Source organism: Amycolatopsis sp. cg5 (assembly GCF_041346955.1).
GTDB lineage: Bacteria > Actinomycetota > Actinomycetes > Mycobacteriales > Pseudonocardiaceae > Amycolatopsis.
Genome location: NZ_CP166849.1, coordinates 5,141,906 through 5,155,438, shown reverse-complemented (window position 1 = coordinate 5,155,438; position 13,533 = coordinate 5,141,906). Strand labels below are relative to the sequence as shown.

Genomic DNA, 13,533 nt, shown 5'->3' with positions numbered 1-13,533 from the left:
GTCAGTTCCCTCCGAATTCGGCATTGCCGGTGGCGAGTGGGTGGGGTTCGCCGGTGAGGGTGGCGAGTGCGGTGGCGATTTCGTGGAGGGTGGCTTTGGTGTAGATGGAGATGCTACCGGCGGTGTTGGCGCTGGTGTTGGTGCTGTGCCCGGCGTAGCCGCGGGCGATGGCGGCGTTGAAGTTGCGTTCGACCCAGGTGAGGGTGGTGTGTCGCAGCCAGTGCGTTGACACGCCTTGGGCTCGTGCCCAAGGGAGGTGTTGGCCGATGCGTTTCCAGAGGTAGTCGTAGCGGCGGGTGGTGATCGGCTGCCCGCTGCGGTAGCGCAGCAGCTGCTGGTGCGGGAGCACCGCGTGCCGGGTGCGGGCGTGCGCCACCAGGTGCTTCATGAGGGTGGGGGAGACCGGCTGCCACCGGACCGTGTTCGCCTTCTCCCTCAGGTAGATGAGGCACTGCTCGCGGTCGAGGTCCTGCGGGCGCAGATTCAGTCCGCCCTGGCGGCGGCCCGCCGTCTCGGTGTGCAGGCGCAGGATCAGCGCGTCCAGCTCAGGATCGTCACCGGTGGTCGATCCGATGTGGTTGATCTCGGCGAGCCGCTCGGGTGGTAGCGCGTAGCGGGTGGAGTCACCCCGTGCTGGCTTCGCGACCTTCGCTGCCGGGCTGGTGCCGGGTTCGATCAGTTCGTCGTCATCGGCGAGCTTGTAGAGGCAGCGGAGGGCGCCGATGAAGTTCTCTACCGCTCCGTTCCCGCCACGTCCGTTTCGCCGGATGACGACGTTGGCCTTGATGTGCTCGGCGAGTGCCTTGATCTCCGAAGGTGCTACGTCGTCGATCGGGCGTTCACCCCATGCTTCGACCGCGTAGTTCCAGTACGGGCCATAGGTTTCCCGTGTCCCCGCCGACACCGCGGCCGCCACCTTCGGCACGAACATGCCGAAGGTCGGTGCGGGTGGGCGAGGTGGGCTGGTGTCGGCCAGGTCCTGCGGGGTCAGGCCGAGGCTGGACAGGAGCAAGCGGGCGGCGTCGAGGTTGGCGGCCCGGTTGCCCGTGCTGGTGGTCATGGTTGTTCACCACCGAGCAACGTGGTGTGGGTCGCGGTCATGACCTGGTGGAGCAAGGCGGTGGTGTAGATCAGGAGCGTGGCCCGGCGGGGGACTGCGGCGAGCAGGATCCGGTCGCGGGCGCGCAGGCCGTAGCGGGTCCGCAGTGGCGCGGGGATCTGGATATAGCCCGACGGGGCAAGGGTGAACACGCCACGGGGGTCGCGACGGATGATCACTGCGCCGTCCTCGGCCGTGATCGTCAGCGGCTCGCCAGGCATCCAGCCAAGGGCGTGCAGCACGGCCTGGTCCGACACTCGGCCGGACGCGTCGACTTTCGCCATGGCGTAGGTGACGGGGATCGGGCCGGTCGTGATGGGGACTTGGACGAGCGGTAGCCGTGCGTCCGGCATCGCGAGGCGTCCGGGACGGACTGGGCCTGACGTAGGGGGCGGCACGATCGGTGACACGACTTGGGCGGTCATCCCAGCCACCTCCGCCCGGAGGCGTCGGAGCTCAGAGAGCGATGGAGGGTGCGCCAATGACAAAAGCTCGGCGGGGTAAAGTACCCGCCGAGCGTGTCAAAGTGCCTGCAAAACAAGGGACTAGGCACGTAATCAAGTGTCCGAGGGGGGACTTGAACCCCCACGTCCGTTAAGGACACTAGCACCTCAAGCTAGCGCGTCTGCCATTCCGCCACCCGGACTTGATGTAAGAAGACTATACGCCTCGTCCAGGCCGTTTTCATGGGGGTCCAGTTACGCGCTGCAGCCACTGCTGGCATGATCTTGCGGTTTGGCCTCTTGCAGGTCAGAGGCCTAGGTGGGTGGTGGCGTCGGTGAGGGCCTCGTCGAGGATCGCCAGGCCCAGGGCCAGTTCTTCCTCGGTGACGGTGAGGGGTGGGGCGATGCGGAAGACGCCGCCCATGCCGGGGAGCTGGACGATGTTCATGTGGAGGCCGAGCTCGAGGCAGCGCTGAGTGACCAGTGCGCCGAGGAGGTCGGCGCTGTGGTCGCCGATGGCGGCCAGTTCGAGGCCGGCGAGGAGGCCTCGGCCTCGGATGTCGGAGACGGCCGGGTGGCGGGTGGCGATGGCGTCGAGGCCGGTGCGGAGGGTGGCTCCGAGTTTGGTGGCTCGGTCGTCGAGGTGGTCGCGGGCGAGTACGTCGAGGACCGTGTTGCCCACCGCTGCGACCAGGGGGTCTGAGACGTGGGTCGTCAAGAAGAGGAAGCCGCGGTCGTGGGCTTCCTGCTCGATCTCGGGGGTGGTGAGGACCGCTGCGAGCGGGAGGCCGGCGCCTAGCGTCTTCGAGAGGGTGAGGATGTCGGGGACGATGTTGTCGCGCTGGAAGGCGTACCAGGTGCCGGTGCGGCACAGGCCGGTTTGGGCTTCGTCGAGGATGAGGAGCATGCCGCGCTGACGGCATTTGGCCTGCAGGGCGGCCAGGTAACCGAGGGGTGGGTCGATGACTCCGCCTGAGCTGAGGATGGGCTCGACGATGCAGGCCGCGAGGCTGCCGACGGACTGGGCGTCGATGAGGTCGAAGGCCAGGTCGAGCTGCTGGCTCCAGTCCGGGCCCGTCGGGACGGGGATGGCGAAGTTGCCGGGGGCCGCGGGGCCGTAGCCCTTGCGGCCGGCGCTGTAGGTGGCTGAGGCCGCCGCTTGGGTCATTCCGTGCCAGGACCTGGCGAAGGACACGATCTCGTGCTTGCCGGTGACGAGCTTGGCGAGGCGCATTGCGGCCTCGTTCGACTCGGCGCCCGTGGTCACCAGGAGCGCTTTCTCGAGGGGCTGGGTTTGGGCGAGTTTGCGGGCCAGGTCGACGACGGGGCGGGTGAGCATTCCGCTGAAGAGGTGGTCGAGGGAGGCGACCTGCTTTTGGACCGTGGCGACGATCTCGGGATGGGAGTGGCCGAGGATGGCGCTCATCTGACCGGAGGTGAAGTCGAGGATCTTCCGGCCGTCCTCCGCGTAGAGGAAACTGCCGGACGCGCTGATGATGATCTCGCGGGTGAATGTGCCCGCGCCCAGGTAGCGGACCAGGTGGCGGTCGGCGTCGGCCCAAAACTCAGTGGTCATGCGTTCGACGTTAGGTGGGGTTGCTGGACACGTCCAGCTCGCAAATCCGGGGTTGCTGTTCGGCTGAGCCGTACAAGAATGGGGTCTGTGACGCTCAATCCTTGGCGGCTTCAGCTGCTCAGCCGGTTGGACACGCTCGGCACCGTTCGGGCGGTCGCGCTGGATGCGAACTTGAGTGCTTCGAGCGTGTCGCAGCAGCTGGCGGTGCTTGAGGCCGAGACGCGGACGCGGCTGTTGGAACGGAGTGGGCGGCGGGTGCGGCTGACGCCTGCCGGGCTGGTGCTCGCGCGGCGGGGGCGGGCGATTCTGGATCACATGGCCGAGGTCGAGGCCGAACTGCGAGGGCTTAACGGGGAGCCGGCCGGGCTGGTGCGGCTCGGGGCTTTTCAAAGCGCGATTCACACCATGGCCGTGCCTGCTGTGAGAAGCCTTGCCGAGTCGCATCCGCATCTCGAGGTCGAGCTGCTGGAGCTTGAGCCGCATGAGAGCATGCCGGCGCTGCGTGGTGGTGATGCCGATGTCATCGTCACGACCACCGACTTCGTCGAGCTGCCGCTGGGGCCCGATGTCGACTTGGTGACGTTGGGGACCGATCCGGTCGTGCTCGTGCTGCCTGCCGATCACAGCGCGCGGGAGCCGGTCGACTTGCGGGCTTATGCGGATTCCAACTGGGCTTTCGATATTCCGCAGTCGTATATGGCGAATCTGGCGATTCGGTTGTGCCGGGAGTCGGGGTTCGAGCCGCGGGTGGTGTGCCGGTTCAGCAACTACCTGATGACCTTGCAGCATGTCGAGGCCGGGCTCTCGATCGCTTTGCTGCCGGGGCTGGCCGTCGACCCGCGGTATCGGGTGGTGACGCGGGAGCTGGTGGCTCCTGTCACCCGGACGATCACCGCGGCCGTGCGGCGTGGGGGCCCGCCGAGGGCGGCGGTCAATCTGGTTTTGGACGCGGTGCGGCGGCAGGACATTTCGAGGGCCGCACCCGGCTCTCGTGACGCGCCTCGGATGCCGCTTCGATGACCTCGTCGAGCACTTCACGTGAGGTGGTCAAATCAGCGATCATCCGGTTGATGCGGTCGCGTTCTTCGTCCAGCTCGGTGACGAGACGGGGCGTGGCGATCTCGGAGGGGCCGCCGTCGCTGTCGCGCATGCAGGGCAGCAGTCGCGCGATCTTCTTGCTGTGCAGGCCCGCGGCGAACAGCTCCTGGATGCGGATGACCCGGTCGACGGCGTGCTCGGGATAGTCGCGCTGGCCGCCGGGTGTGCGGGCGGCCGACAGGAGGCCCTGCTCTTCGTAGTAGCGCAACGACCGGTCACTCACCCCGGTACGCCGGGCGAGCTCACCAATGCGCATGTGGACCCCCCGACTGTGATGGCGCACACAGTGACCCTGACATCAATGGCAGATTTTACCCTGCCAGCATGGAAAACACGCTCTTCGACCACAGCCCGATCATCGACCGCCCGCCGCTGCGCTGGCCCGGCGGCGCCCGGGTCGCCTTCTATGTCGGCCTCAATGTCGAGCACTTTCTGATCGACCGGCCCTCGACGAGCATCTGGCCCGGCACCGCCGAGCTGGTGCCCGACGCGCTCAACTACGGCTGGCGCGACTACGGGCTCCGGGTCGGCATCTGGCGCACGATCGAGAGTCTCGACCGGCATGGCATCCGGGCGAGTGTGCTGCTCAACTCCGCGGTCGCCGAGCGGTACCCGAAGGTCATCGAGGCGGGGCTGAGCCGGGATTGGGCCTGGCTCGCGCACGGCAAGACCAACTCGATCCTTCAGACGAGCATGAGTCGGGACGAGGAGCGCGCGTTTCTCACCGAGATCGTCGACACCATCGCCGCGGCCACCGGCACACGGCCGCGCGGCTGGATGGGGCCGGGGCTGACCGAAACGTTCAACACCCCGGAGCTGCTGGCCGAACTCGGCCTCGGTTATGTGCTGGACTGGACCAACGACGACCAGCCGTACCGCCTGAACATCCCGGGCATGCTCAGCGTGCCGTACTCGGTCGAGCTCAACGATCTGCTGCTGTTCACCGGCAGGGGCATCAGCGGGCCGGAGTTCGTCCGGATGGTCAAGGACCAGTACGAGCAGCTGCACGCCGACGCCGAACACAGCGGCCGGGTCATGGCGCTGGCGTTGCACCCCTTCGTGATCGGGCAGCCGTTCCGGCACAAGTATCTCGACCAGGCGCTGGAGTACCTCGCCGCGCAGCCCGACATCTGGTTGACCACCAGTGATGAGATCGCCGAGGTTTACCAAGAAGTCCGCTGAGCCGAGATAGCCGAGCCAGGTCACGGGGTCGCCGAAGTCGCTGAGTCGTTGTACGCGCTGAGCCCGGTGATCGATTGTGCGAGCAGGGAAAGCAGGAGTGACGATTGGGGATCGTCGTCTTGACGATCGCACTCGCCGCCAGTTGGATTTCAGGGTATCGAGCGCGCCGCGTTCCGCCATCGCGCCGGTTGCCGGCAGGAGGAACAACCTGATGCCCGAAGTGGGGGAGTCGGCGGTGCGCGGCCAGCTCCTCTGGGACCGCTACCGGCTGGTGAAGCTGCTGGGTGAAGGCGGGATGGGCGAAGTGTGGGAGGCGCAGGACGAGACGCTGGGCCGTCCTGTCGCGATCAAAGTGGTCTCGCGGCTCGCCGGTGGCGGAGACCGCGGTGACGAGGTGCGCGCCAGGTTCCTGCGCGAGGCGAGGATCACCGCGCGCCTGCAGCAGCACAATATCGTGACGCTGCATGATCTTGGCGAGACCGGGCAGGAGGGCTCCAGAGTCCCGTTCCTTGTCATGGAACTGATTCGCGGCGAAGGACTGGACGTGAAGCTGCGCCACGGCGCGGTCAGCTTGGCGGACGCCGCACGATGGGGCGCACAGATTTGCGACGCGCTGGCCGGCGCGCACGACATCGGGATCATGCACCGGGACATCAAGCCGTCCAACATTCTCATCACCGCTTCCGGCAGTGTGAAGGTGCTCGACTTCGGCATCGCGCGCGCGGCCGACCCGTGCGTGACCGAGGACCGTCTCACCCGGACCGGCTTCGTCGTGGGCACGCCCGCGTACATGTCCCCTGAACAAGCGCGCGGTGTCGCGGAACCACGGAGTGACCTGTACGCACTCGGCTGCCTCATTTTCGAGCTGATCACGGGGAGGCTGCCGTTCCAGGCGTCGGGCCCGATGGACTACCTCACGGCTCACCTCACCCAGGAGCCGCCCGCTCCCAGCTCGGTGCGCGAGGAAATCCCTCCCGCCTGGGACAAGCTCGTGCTGACCCTGCTCAGCAAAGAGCCCGGCCAGAGGTATCCGAGCGCGACCGTCGTCGGCCAGACGCTGCGCGAACTCGCCACCGCGCCTGAATCTCCAGCAGGCAACAAAGTCCGGGCCGCGCTGAACTCGACGGCCGAGATGCCGTCTGTCGCTTCTTTCGACGTGTCCTGGACCGGTCAAGAACGGTTGTCCGGCTATGCGGCGAGAGCCAGCACCGTCGCCCCTTGGTTAGTGGTGCTGGTCGCAGGTGCGATCTCGGTGGCCAGCTTTTACTTCCCGCTGCATCTGGGCCTCGTCACGCCGCCGGCTACTGAAAAGCAGATCGGGTGGGTGGTTCTCATGTCGATCGGAGGTGGAATCGGTGGGCTGGTCGGCTTCGTTGCGTCCTTCTGGGTGATCCGGGCTGCAATCGCTGATCTCAAGCTTGTGTGCGCACGGAAAACCAGGTCCCGATGGTCGCTGCACATCGGCCCGCACGGGATCGTCACCGAAAGCACCGCCGGGCGACGGGAGATACCCTGGAGCCAGATTCAGCATGTCACCGTTGAGGAAATTCGGCAGCGAGCCCCGGGGCGCTACACCGGGGTGCACGTCGAGCTGGAACCCGGCGCGGGCATACCGGTCATCCTCCGACCGGCAGGGTGGCCCTACCCCGAGTCGAACATGCTCACACCCCGTCCGAGCATTCCCACGTGCGTCGTCGGGCCCTTGAGCGAACGGCAGCGGACAGACCTCGTGGACGCCCTTGCGGCACACGGCGGTGAACGGTGGGTCCCGTCAGTTCACTTCACGACACATCCTGTTCGCTCTTGAGGGGTGTCAGCTTTCGACGGCAGCGGCCGCCGGGCTGATCCGGCGGGAACCAGGCAGGCGCCACGTCCGACTTACTGTGTCGTGAGTAAGGGGAGTTGGACGAGTGGGTGACGGTCTGGAAGTCCGGCTGGCGGAGGTGAGCTGCACGCATGGCAGGCAGCGGGTGGTCTCCGGTGTCGATCTCGTCGTGGAGCCGGGCCAGCGGGTCGCGCTGACCGGCACGAACGGGTCGGGTAAGACGACTTTGCTGCGCGCGATACTCGGGCTGCACCGAGGCGTGAGCGGGCTCGTCGAGGTCGGGGGGCATCGGGCGGCCGGGGCCGCCGGCTGGGCCAGGCGGATGCGGGAGGTCGCCTGGATACCGCAGCGGCAGACCGCGGGGCGGTTTCCGTTGCTGGCCGGCGAGCTGCTGGCGAGTAGCGGCGAACCGGAGCGGGCCGGTGAAGCGGCGGCTGAGCTCGGGGTGGCCGGGTTGCGTGGACGTCCGCTCGACACGCTTTCCGGTGGGCAGTTGCAGCGGATGTACCTGGCGCGTGCCATGGGGTGTATCGCGGCGGGGGCGGGGTTGTTGCTGGCGGACGAGCCGACCGCGGCGCTGGATTTCGATGGGCAGGCCGATGCTGCTCGGCTGCTGACGTCGTTGCCGGTCACCGTGCTGGTGGTGACGCATGACCGTGCCGTGGTCGAGCGGTGTGGACGGGTGCTGGAGATGGCGGCGGGCCGGTTGCGGGAGATCTCATGACGTCGTTGTGGCAGCTGGTCGAATTGCCCGCCGTGCGGTGGGCTGGGCTCGCTCTGGTGCTCGGTGCGATCGGGTTGCCGATCGTCGGGGTGATCATCATCGGGCTGGACATCATGCCGGTGCGGTTCGCGATGATGCACGTGGCGCTGCTGGGTATCGCGGTCGGTCTGCTGACCGGGCTCGATCCGCTGGTGTGCGCGATCGTCGCTTGTGGACTGTCCGGTGCCGCGTTGACGCCGCTGGCGGGGAAGCCGTCGGGGTTGTCCGGTGCGATGGGGCTGCTGATGAGCCTGGCGATCGCCGCCGCGTTGCTCGTGCTTTCGGTGTCGGGGGTGAACGCGGCAGGCGCGTTCGAGCTGCTCTGGGGTTCGATCCTCGCGACCCGGCCGGGTGACGTGGTCTTGCTCGGTGTGCTCGCCGTCGTCGTTCCGGGGCTGTTCCTGATGCGGCGCAGGCAGTTGGCGTTGCTGTTGCATGATCGGGAACTGGCTGCGGTTTCGGGGGTGCGGGTCGATCGGCTGACGCTGGTGTTGCTGGTGGTGGTGGCCGTTTCGGTGGCCGGTGCGATCAGGTTGACGGGGGCGTTGCTGGTCGACGCGTTGACGCTGTTGCCGGCGCTGGCCGCTCGCAGGCTCGCGCATTCATTGCGTGCCATGGCTTTCTGGGCCGTCGGGATCGGAATCTCGGTGAACCTGGCCGGGTTCGTGGTGGCGTTGGTGTTCGACTGGCCGCCGGGGCCGGTGCTCGTGCTGGTCGCCGGGCTGGTGACGCTGGCGGCTCATCTGGTGCCTGCGCCCGGGGTTCGGCTCGCTCATTGACGGCTCAGCGCGTGCTCGCGCAGCACGTCTTTGGCGACCTTGCCCGCCGGGTTGAGCGGCAGTGAGTCGAGCAGCACCAGGCGCTCGGGGTGTTTGAAGCGGTCGAGGCCGTGTGCGTCGAGGAAGGCGCCGAGTTCGGCCAAGGTCAGGCCGGGCGCGACGGCGAAGGCGCAGAGACGCTCGCCCATCAGCGGGTCGGGCAGCCCGGTGCACGCCACGTCGCGCACGGCCGGGTGTGCGGCGATGGCGCGTTCGACCTCGGCGGGGCTGATGTTCGCGCCGCCGCGGATGACCACGTCCTTGAGCCTGCCGACGACGGTGAGATAGCCCTCCGCGTCGAACACGCCGAGGTCGCCGGTGCGTACCCAGCCGTCGGGTGTGCGGTAGCGGGTGTTGAGCGTGTCGTCGCCGACGTAACACAGCGGACTCATCGGCCCGCGTGCGACGATCTCGCCGATCGTGCCCGGTGGCTGGGGGATCAGGTCGGCGTCGACGATCCTGATTTCGGCGACCGCGGGGTTCGGCCGTCCGGCCGTGGTGATCCGGGACGGTGGGTCGTCGAGTGCGGTGTGGCAGTTGACGCCGTCGGCGGATCCGTAGACGTTGACCACGGCGCAGCCGAAGGCGTCCCGGCAGGCGTGTGCGGTCGGCGCGTCGAGCTGCGCGCCGCCCGGTGCCACGACGCGCAGGCTCGAGGTGTCGGTGATGGCGAACGCCGGGTGGCCGATCAGCATCCGGAACATCGTCGGCACGCCGATCAAGTGGGTCGGGCGGGCTCGGCCGATGAGCCGTAACGCGGCCTCGGCGTCGAACTTCGATTGCAGCACGAGGGTGCCGCCGTGCCGGGCGAGCGTGACGGTGGAACCGTTGCTGCCGAACGAGGACGCGAGCGGGAGCAGGAACAGGGCGCGCAGTTCCCCGCCCGGCGGGATCAGGCGCCGGATGAACGCGCCGCGGCCGCACGCGAGCGCGTTGTGGGAGTAGGCCACCAGCTTCGGCTCGGCTTCCGAGCCCGACGACACGAGGATCCTGGCGGGACCGTCGGGATCCGTCGGGATCCGGGGGAAGGTCTGCCCGGCGATATCCGGCGTGAGTACGTGCCGCAGGCCGGGGATCTCACGGCGGAGACCTTCGAACGGGGGCACGGTCTCGGGCGTGACGAGGACGGCCGCTGCCTTCGAGCGGGTCAGTATCGACCGTGCTTCGACCGAACCGCGCCCGATCGGGAACGGCAGCACGACGGCGCCGAGCGCGGCGACGGCCAGATCCGCGACGCAGGTGTCGCGTCCGTTCGGCAGCTGGGTCGCGACTACTTCGCCCGCGCGGATCCCCGCTTCGTGCAGTCCCGCGGCGAGCCGGCGGACGCGTTCGTCCAGTTCGGCGTAGGTGAGTTCGCCCGCGTCGTCGATGATCGCGGTCCGGTCGGGAGCGGCGCGGACGTGGCCGAGGAAGAGGTCGTGGATGTCGCGCCCCGCGTAGTGGCCGCGCGCGGCCCATTCCTGGCGCAGCGCGGCGGGTACGAGATCCGTCATTGGAAGCTCCAGGGAGTCAGGACCTCGACGCTGCCGGTGGCGTCGAAGCGGAGGCAGTCGGCGAATCGGGGATCGGCGGGCAGTGCTCGCAGGTCGTCGGTGACAGGAACGGCGCGGAGTCCTTGTCCTGTAAGAAAAGCGACTGCGTCCGCAGTGGACAGTGAGGCGAGTGTGTCACCGAAGGATGCCGCGCGGGCGGCGTCCTCGTCGGTGGGCGCGCACCAGCCGTCCGCGGTGCGCAGCGGGCGGCGGAACCCGGCGGGCGGGCGGCCGGAACCGCCTCGTGCGATCGACTCGACGGCGTTGGCCTGCAACAGATCCGCGGCGGCGAGCAGCGAGGACTCCACCCGGCAGCCGTGCCCGGTGCGTTCGCGATGCAGCAGCGCGCCGGTGATCGCGTGCGCGCCGAGCAGTCCGCCGGTGACGTCGACCAGCGCCATCAGCGACGGGGACGGCGGCTGGTCGGACGGCCGGATGGCCGCGCCGAGCCCGGTGCGGGCCTGGACCATGAAATCGGTGCCCAGCGGCGGATCGACGAGCCGGTTCGCGTAGCCGGAGGTGTAGGCGTACACCAGGCCAGGGTTGACGGCGTGCAGATCGTCGGCGCCGAGCCCGAGTTGCTCGGCTTTGCCCGGCGCCCAGTTGTGCAGGAACACGTCCGCGCCGGCGGCCAGTTCACGGAGGTCGGCGCGCCCGGACGGGCTTTTGATGTCGACCTCGGCCGCGTCCTTGTGCCGGTTGAGCGCGAGCCATCGCGCGGAGGTGTCGCCGCACATCGGCGGCATCCCGCGCAACGGATCGCCGCCAGGCGGTTCGATCCGGGTCACCCGCGCGCCGAGCAGGCTCAGCAGATGCGCGGCGAGCGGCGCCTGCACCCGGCGACCGGCTTCGAGCACCACCATGCCGTCCAACGGCAGCGTGCCCGTCGCCTCCTTGCGGACGTATGTCCCTTGCGACGACTGAAGATCCCACGGAGCCTCGCGTTCGCGGTTCTCGAGCGGCATCAGCGGGCAGATGCTGACGCCGGTCGCTCCGGCGACCGCCGCGAGTTCGGCGTAGGGCAGCGCGGCGGTCCGCTCGAAGAGCACCTCGGGCAGTGGCGCCGACGCGGTCGCGTAGCGGAACTGGAACGGCGCCCAGCCGATCCCGGCGGCACGCGGGGGAGCGCCCGCTCGCACCCAGAAGTCGCGCCACGCCTCGGGATCGAGCGTGTCCACTTCGAACAGCACGCCGTCGGCGCTGCGAAACGGCGGGCCACCGGGTTCGATCGGCACGGCCTCGTCGTCCTGGGCGCAGGCCGCGGCGAGGTACTGGGACACGGTCAGCAACGCCGACCGCGCGACATCCGTGTGCACGGCGCCGATCGACGCGCCCCTGGCGTTGGCCAGCAGCGCCGCCTGAGCGCCGGTGCCCGCCAGCACGCGGGCGGCCGTCCCGACGAGGTCGACGCCCATGCCGTTCGGTTCGCCCCGGCTGCGGCCGTGTACGTGCATCACCCCGCACGACGCCTGCGCCGTGGCCTCGTCGGCCACCGGACCGTCCCACCTGATGGCGGACGGGAACAGCGCCGTCGACCCGACGTCCAGCGTCATCCGTCTTCCCCTCGTGATGTCACCCGTTCGAGTTAAAGGTCGGACGGCGGGGCCGTATGGTTCCCGGCATGTCCCGCGAAGAGGTCGCCGCGTTCGTCCGCCGCCACGTGTACCCGGCGGAAGCCGTGCTCGACGCCGGTGGCGCGCGTGCCGACGAGATACGGCGTGAACTGCGGGAACTGGCCAGGGAAGCCGGTTTGTGGGCGCTTCCGCTGCCTGCCGAGCTCGGCGGCGGGGGACTGGATCTGCGCACCTATTTCGAGCTGGCCGAGACGGAAGGCAGCAGCGATCACGGTCCCGCGGTACTGGGCTCCGCGAGCCTGCTGGACGTCGGCATGATCGCCGCGCACGGAACGGTGACGGTCCGTGAGCGCTATCTGCGGCCCTTGGTCGCGGGTGAGATCGGCGGGGCCTACGCGATGACCGAGCCGGGGGTCGCGGGGTCGGACCCGACGGGGATCACGACCGTCGCCGAACGTTCGGGTGACGGGTGGCGGGTGACCGGCCGCAAGTGGTTCACCAGCGGCGCGGCCACCGCGGCGTACGTCACGGTGCTCGCCAAGACCGGGCGCGGGGAGCTGTCGCTGCTGCTGGTTCCCGGAAATCAGGTCCACCTCGTCCGGGAGCTACCGGTGCTCGGCGCGGCGGGGCAGTGCGAAATCGAGTTGGACGGCGCGGTCGTGCCGGACAGCCATCTGCTCGGGTCGCCCGGCGACGGGCTCGCGATCGCGGGTGGCAGGCTCGCGCTCGGCCGGACGCTGCGGGCGCTGCGCTGGGTAGGCCAAGCGCAGCGCGCGTTCGAGCTGATGTGCCACCGTGCCAACGATCGCCGGATCCGCGGCGGCACGCTGGGCGGGCAGCAACTGGTGCAGCAGCACGTTTTCGAGTCGCTGCTGGCCATCCGGTCGGCTCGGGCGCTGGTAGGTGAGGCGGCCGGGCTGGTGGCCGCCGGGCGGCCAGCCAAGACCGAGGTCGGGCTGGCGAAGGTCGCGGCCGCGCGCGCGTTGCACCAGGTGACCGACGCCGCGATCCAGGTCTACGGCGCCGAAGGCCTGCTACCGGACGGCCCGCTGCCGATGCTCGCCAGGCTCGGCCGGACCGCGCGGATCCTCGACGGCCCCGACGAGCTCCACGTGTCGGCGACCGCCCGTCGCGTGCTCAAGCAGGTCGAGGCCGAGCGTGTGGAAGAAGGTGCCCCAGATCAGCTCGTGGCTGGTCGCGACCTTGCCGGGTAGGTCGTAGCAGCCGTCGAGGAGACGGCCGTCGACGACGTGCTCGGCTCTGAGCCGCCGCAGGATCCCGCGGCTTTCGCCGACATAGCCGAGTTTCAGCAAGGCCACCGCCGCGATGGCCGTCGCCGAGGTGTCCGGCGGACTGTCCACTGTGTCCATCGCGGGCGGCGTCGCCGTGCCGTGCCTGGCCAGCCACCGCTTCGCCAGCGCGTGTGCCGGTGCGGTGAACTCCTCGCCCAGCCACAGCGCCCCGTCGGCCGCGCCGAGCAGCAACCACGCGTCGCCGCGCGACCAACCGGGCTCCAGCCCGAGGTGCGCGCGCAGGTGCGCGGCGGCGATCTCGCCATGGCCTGCCCACGCGAGCAACGGGACCGTGCCCGCGACGCCGTCGACCTTGGTGCGCACGCCGGTG

The 13,533-nt window shown here is 69.2% G+C and carries 12 protein-coding genes and 1 tRNA gene; 6 read left to right on the top strand and 7 right to left on the bottom strand.

The window, feature by feature from the left end; genetic code table 11:
• Position 1: 1 nt before the first annotated feature.
• The 4 genes from AB5J62_RS23140 to AB5J62_RS23125 all read right to left on the bottom strand — a co-directional run bounded on the left by AB5J62_RS23140 (position 2) and on the right by AB5J62_RS23125 (position 3,118).
• Positions 2 to 1,060, bottom strand: coding sequence for a tyrosine-type recombinase/integrase (locus tag AB5J62_RS23140; protein WP_370942008.1), 1,059 nt, complete (start codon positions 1,058 to 1,060; stop codon positions 2 to 4).
• Positions 1,057 to 1,452, bottom strand: a complete 396-nt coding sequence (locus tag AB5J62_RS23135) for an AbrB/MazE/SpoVT family DNA-binding domain-containing protein (protein WP_370942007.1) — start codon at positions 1,450 to 1,452, stop codon at positions 1,057 to 1,059. Before AB5J62_RS23135 ends, AB5J62_RS23140 begins: the two co-directional genes overlap by 4 nt.
• A gap of 209 nt (positions 1,453 to 1,661) precedes the next feature.
• Positions 1,662 to 1,745, bottom strand: a tRNA-Leu gene (locus AB5J62_RS23130).
• 104 nt (positions 1,746 to 1,849) lie between these two features.
• On the bottom strand, positions 1,850 to 3,118 hold the full coding sequence (locus AB5J62_RS23125; RefSeq protein ID WP_370942006.1) for an aspartate aminotransferase family protein: 1,269 nt from the start codon (positions 3,116 to 3,118) through the stop codon (positions 1,850 to 1,852).
• 78 nt (positions 3,119 to 3,196) lie between these two features.
• On the opposite strand from AB5J62_RS23125, the gene AB5J62_RS23120 reads away from it, so the two are divergent.
• The gene (locus tag AB5J62_RS23120; RefSeq protein WP_370942005.1) at positions 3,197 to 4,138 is read left to right on the top strand and encodes a LysR family transcriptional regulator; all 942 of its coding nucleotides are present in this window, start codon (positions 3,197 to 3,199) and stop codon (positions 4,136 to 4,138) included.
• On the opposite strand, the gene AB5J62_RS23115 is transcribed toward AB5J62_RS23120, so the two are convergent.
• Entirely contained in the window at positions 4,050 to 4,472 is a 423-nt protein-coding gene (locus AB5J62_RS23115; protein ID WP_370942004.1) for a MerR family transcriptional regulator, read from the bottom strand. The genes AB5J62_RS23120 and AB5J62_RS23115 overlap by 89 nt on opposite strands.
• Positions 4,473 to 4,540: 68 nt before the next feature.
• Between AB5J62_RS23115 and AB5J62_RS23110 the strand changes: the two genes are divergently transcribed.
• The 4 genes from AB5J62_RS23110 (at position 4,541) to AB5J62_RS23095 (ending at position 8,765) form a co-directional block, all read left to right on the top strand.
• A complete protein-coding gene (locus tag AB5J62_RS23110; RefSeq protein ID WP_370942003.1) occupies positions 4,541 to 5,398 on the top strand; it encodes a polysaccharide deacetylase family protein in 858 nt (285 codons plus the stop codon).
• A 97-nt stretch (positions 5,399 to 5,495) separates the two neighbouring features.
• Entirely contained in the window at positions 5,496 to 7,205 is a 1,710-nt protein-coding gene (locus AB5J62_RS23105; protein ID WP_370942002.1) for a serine/threonine-protein kinase, read from the top strand.
• A 103-nt stretch (positions 7,206 to 7,308) separates the two neighbouring features.
• Complete coding sequence (locus tag AB5J62_RS23100; RefSeq protein ID WP_370942001.1) at positions 7,309 to 7,947, top strand: metal ABC transporter ATP-binding protein; 639 nt, start codon at positions 7,309 to 7,311, stop codon at positions 7,945 to 7,947.
• Positions 7,944 to 8,765, top strand: coding sequence for a metal ABC transporter permease (locus tag AB5J62_RS23095; protein WP_370942000.1), 822 nt, complete (start codon positions 7,944 to 7,946; stop codon positions 8,763 to 8,765). Before AB5J62_RS23100 ends, AB5J62_RS23095 begins: the two co-directional genes overlap by 4 nt.
• Here the strand turns inward: AB5J62_RS23095 and AB5J62_RS23090 are convergent.
• Both AB5J62_RS23090 and AB5J62_RS23085 read right to left on the bottom strand, forming a co-directional pair.
• Positions 8,759 to 10,297, bottom strand: a complete 1,539-nt coding sequence (locus tag AB5J62_RS23090) for a class I adenylate-forming enzyme family protein (RefSeq protein WP_370941999.1) — start codon at positions 10,295 to 10,297, stop codon at positions 8,759 to 8,761. The two genes, AB5J62_RS23095 and AB5J62_RS23090, sit on opposite strands and share 7 nt — an antisense overlap.
• On the bottom strand, positions 10,294 to 11,889 hold the full coding sequence (locus tag AB5J62_RS23085) for a CoA transferase (protein ID WP_370941998.1): 1,596 nt from the start codon (positions 11,887 to 11,889) through the stop codon (positions 10,294 to 10,296). The genes AB5J62_RS23090 and AB5J62_RS23085 overlap by 4 nt, the downstream gene beginning before the upstream one ends.
• Positions 11,890 to 11,957: 68 nt before the next feature.
• Here AB5J62_RS23085 and AB5J62_RS23080 point away from each other — a divergent pair, with 68 nt between their 5' ends.
• Complete coding sequence (locus AB5J62_RS23080; RefSeq protein ID WP_370941997.1) at positions 11,958 to 13,124, top strand: acyl-CoA dehydrogenase family protein; 1,167 nt, start codon at positions 11,958 to 11,960, stop codon at positions 13,122 to 13,124.
• The last annotated feature ends 409 nt before the right edge of the window (positions 13,125 to 13,533 follow it).

Excerpts from the sequence above, each read along its gene's own strand:
- AB5J62_RS23140 (WP_370942008.1), bottom strand. The coding sequence starts at position 1,060 with ATGACCACCAGCACGGGCAACCGGGCCGCCAACCTCGACGCCGCCCGC.
- AB5J62_RS23135 (WP_370942007.1), bottom strand. The coding sequence starts at position 1,452 with ATGCCGGACGCACGGCTACCGCTCGTCCAAGTCCCCATCACGACCGGC.
- AB5J62_RS23125 (WP_370942006.1), bottom strand. The coding sequence starts at position 3,118 with ATGACCACTGAGTTTTGGGCCGACGCCGACCGCCACCTGGTCCGCTAC.
- AB5J62_RS23120 (WP_370942005.1), top strand. The coding sequence starts at position 3,197 with ATGGGGTCTGTGACGCTCAATCCTTGGCGGCTTCAGCTGCTCAGCCGG.
- AB5J62_RS23115 (WP_370942004.1), bottom strand. The coding sequence starts at position 4,472 with ATGCGCATTGGTGAGCTCGCCCGGCGTACCGGGGTGAGTGACCGGTCG.
- AB5J62_RS23110 (WP_370942003.1), top strand. The coding sequence starts at position 4,541 with ATGGAAAACACGCTCTTCGACCACAGCCCGATCATCGACCGCCCGCCG.
- AB5J62_RS23095 (WP_370942000.1), top strand. The coding sequence starts at position 7,944 with ATGACGTCGTTGTGGCAGCTGGTCGAATTGCCCGCCGTGCGGTGGGCT.
- AB5J62_RS23090 (WP_370941999.1), bottom strand. The coding sequence starts at position 10,297 with ATGACGGATCTCGTACCCGCCGCGCTGCGCCAGGAATGGGCCGCGCGC.
- AB5J62_RS23085 (WP_370941998.1), bottom strand. The coding sequence starts at position 11,889 with ATGACGCTGGACGTCGGGTCGACGGCGCTGTTCCCGTCCGCCATCAGG.
- AB5J62_RS23080 (WP_370941997.1), top strand. The coding sequence starts at position 11,958 with ATGTCCCGCGAAGAGGTCGCCGCGTTCGTCCGCCGCCACGTGTACCCG.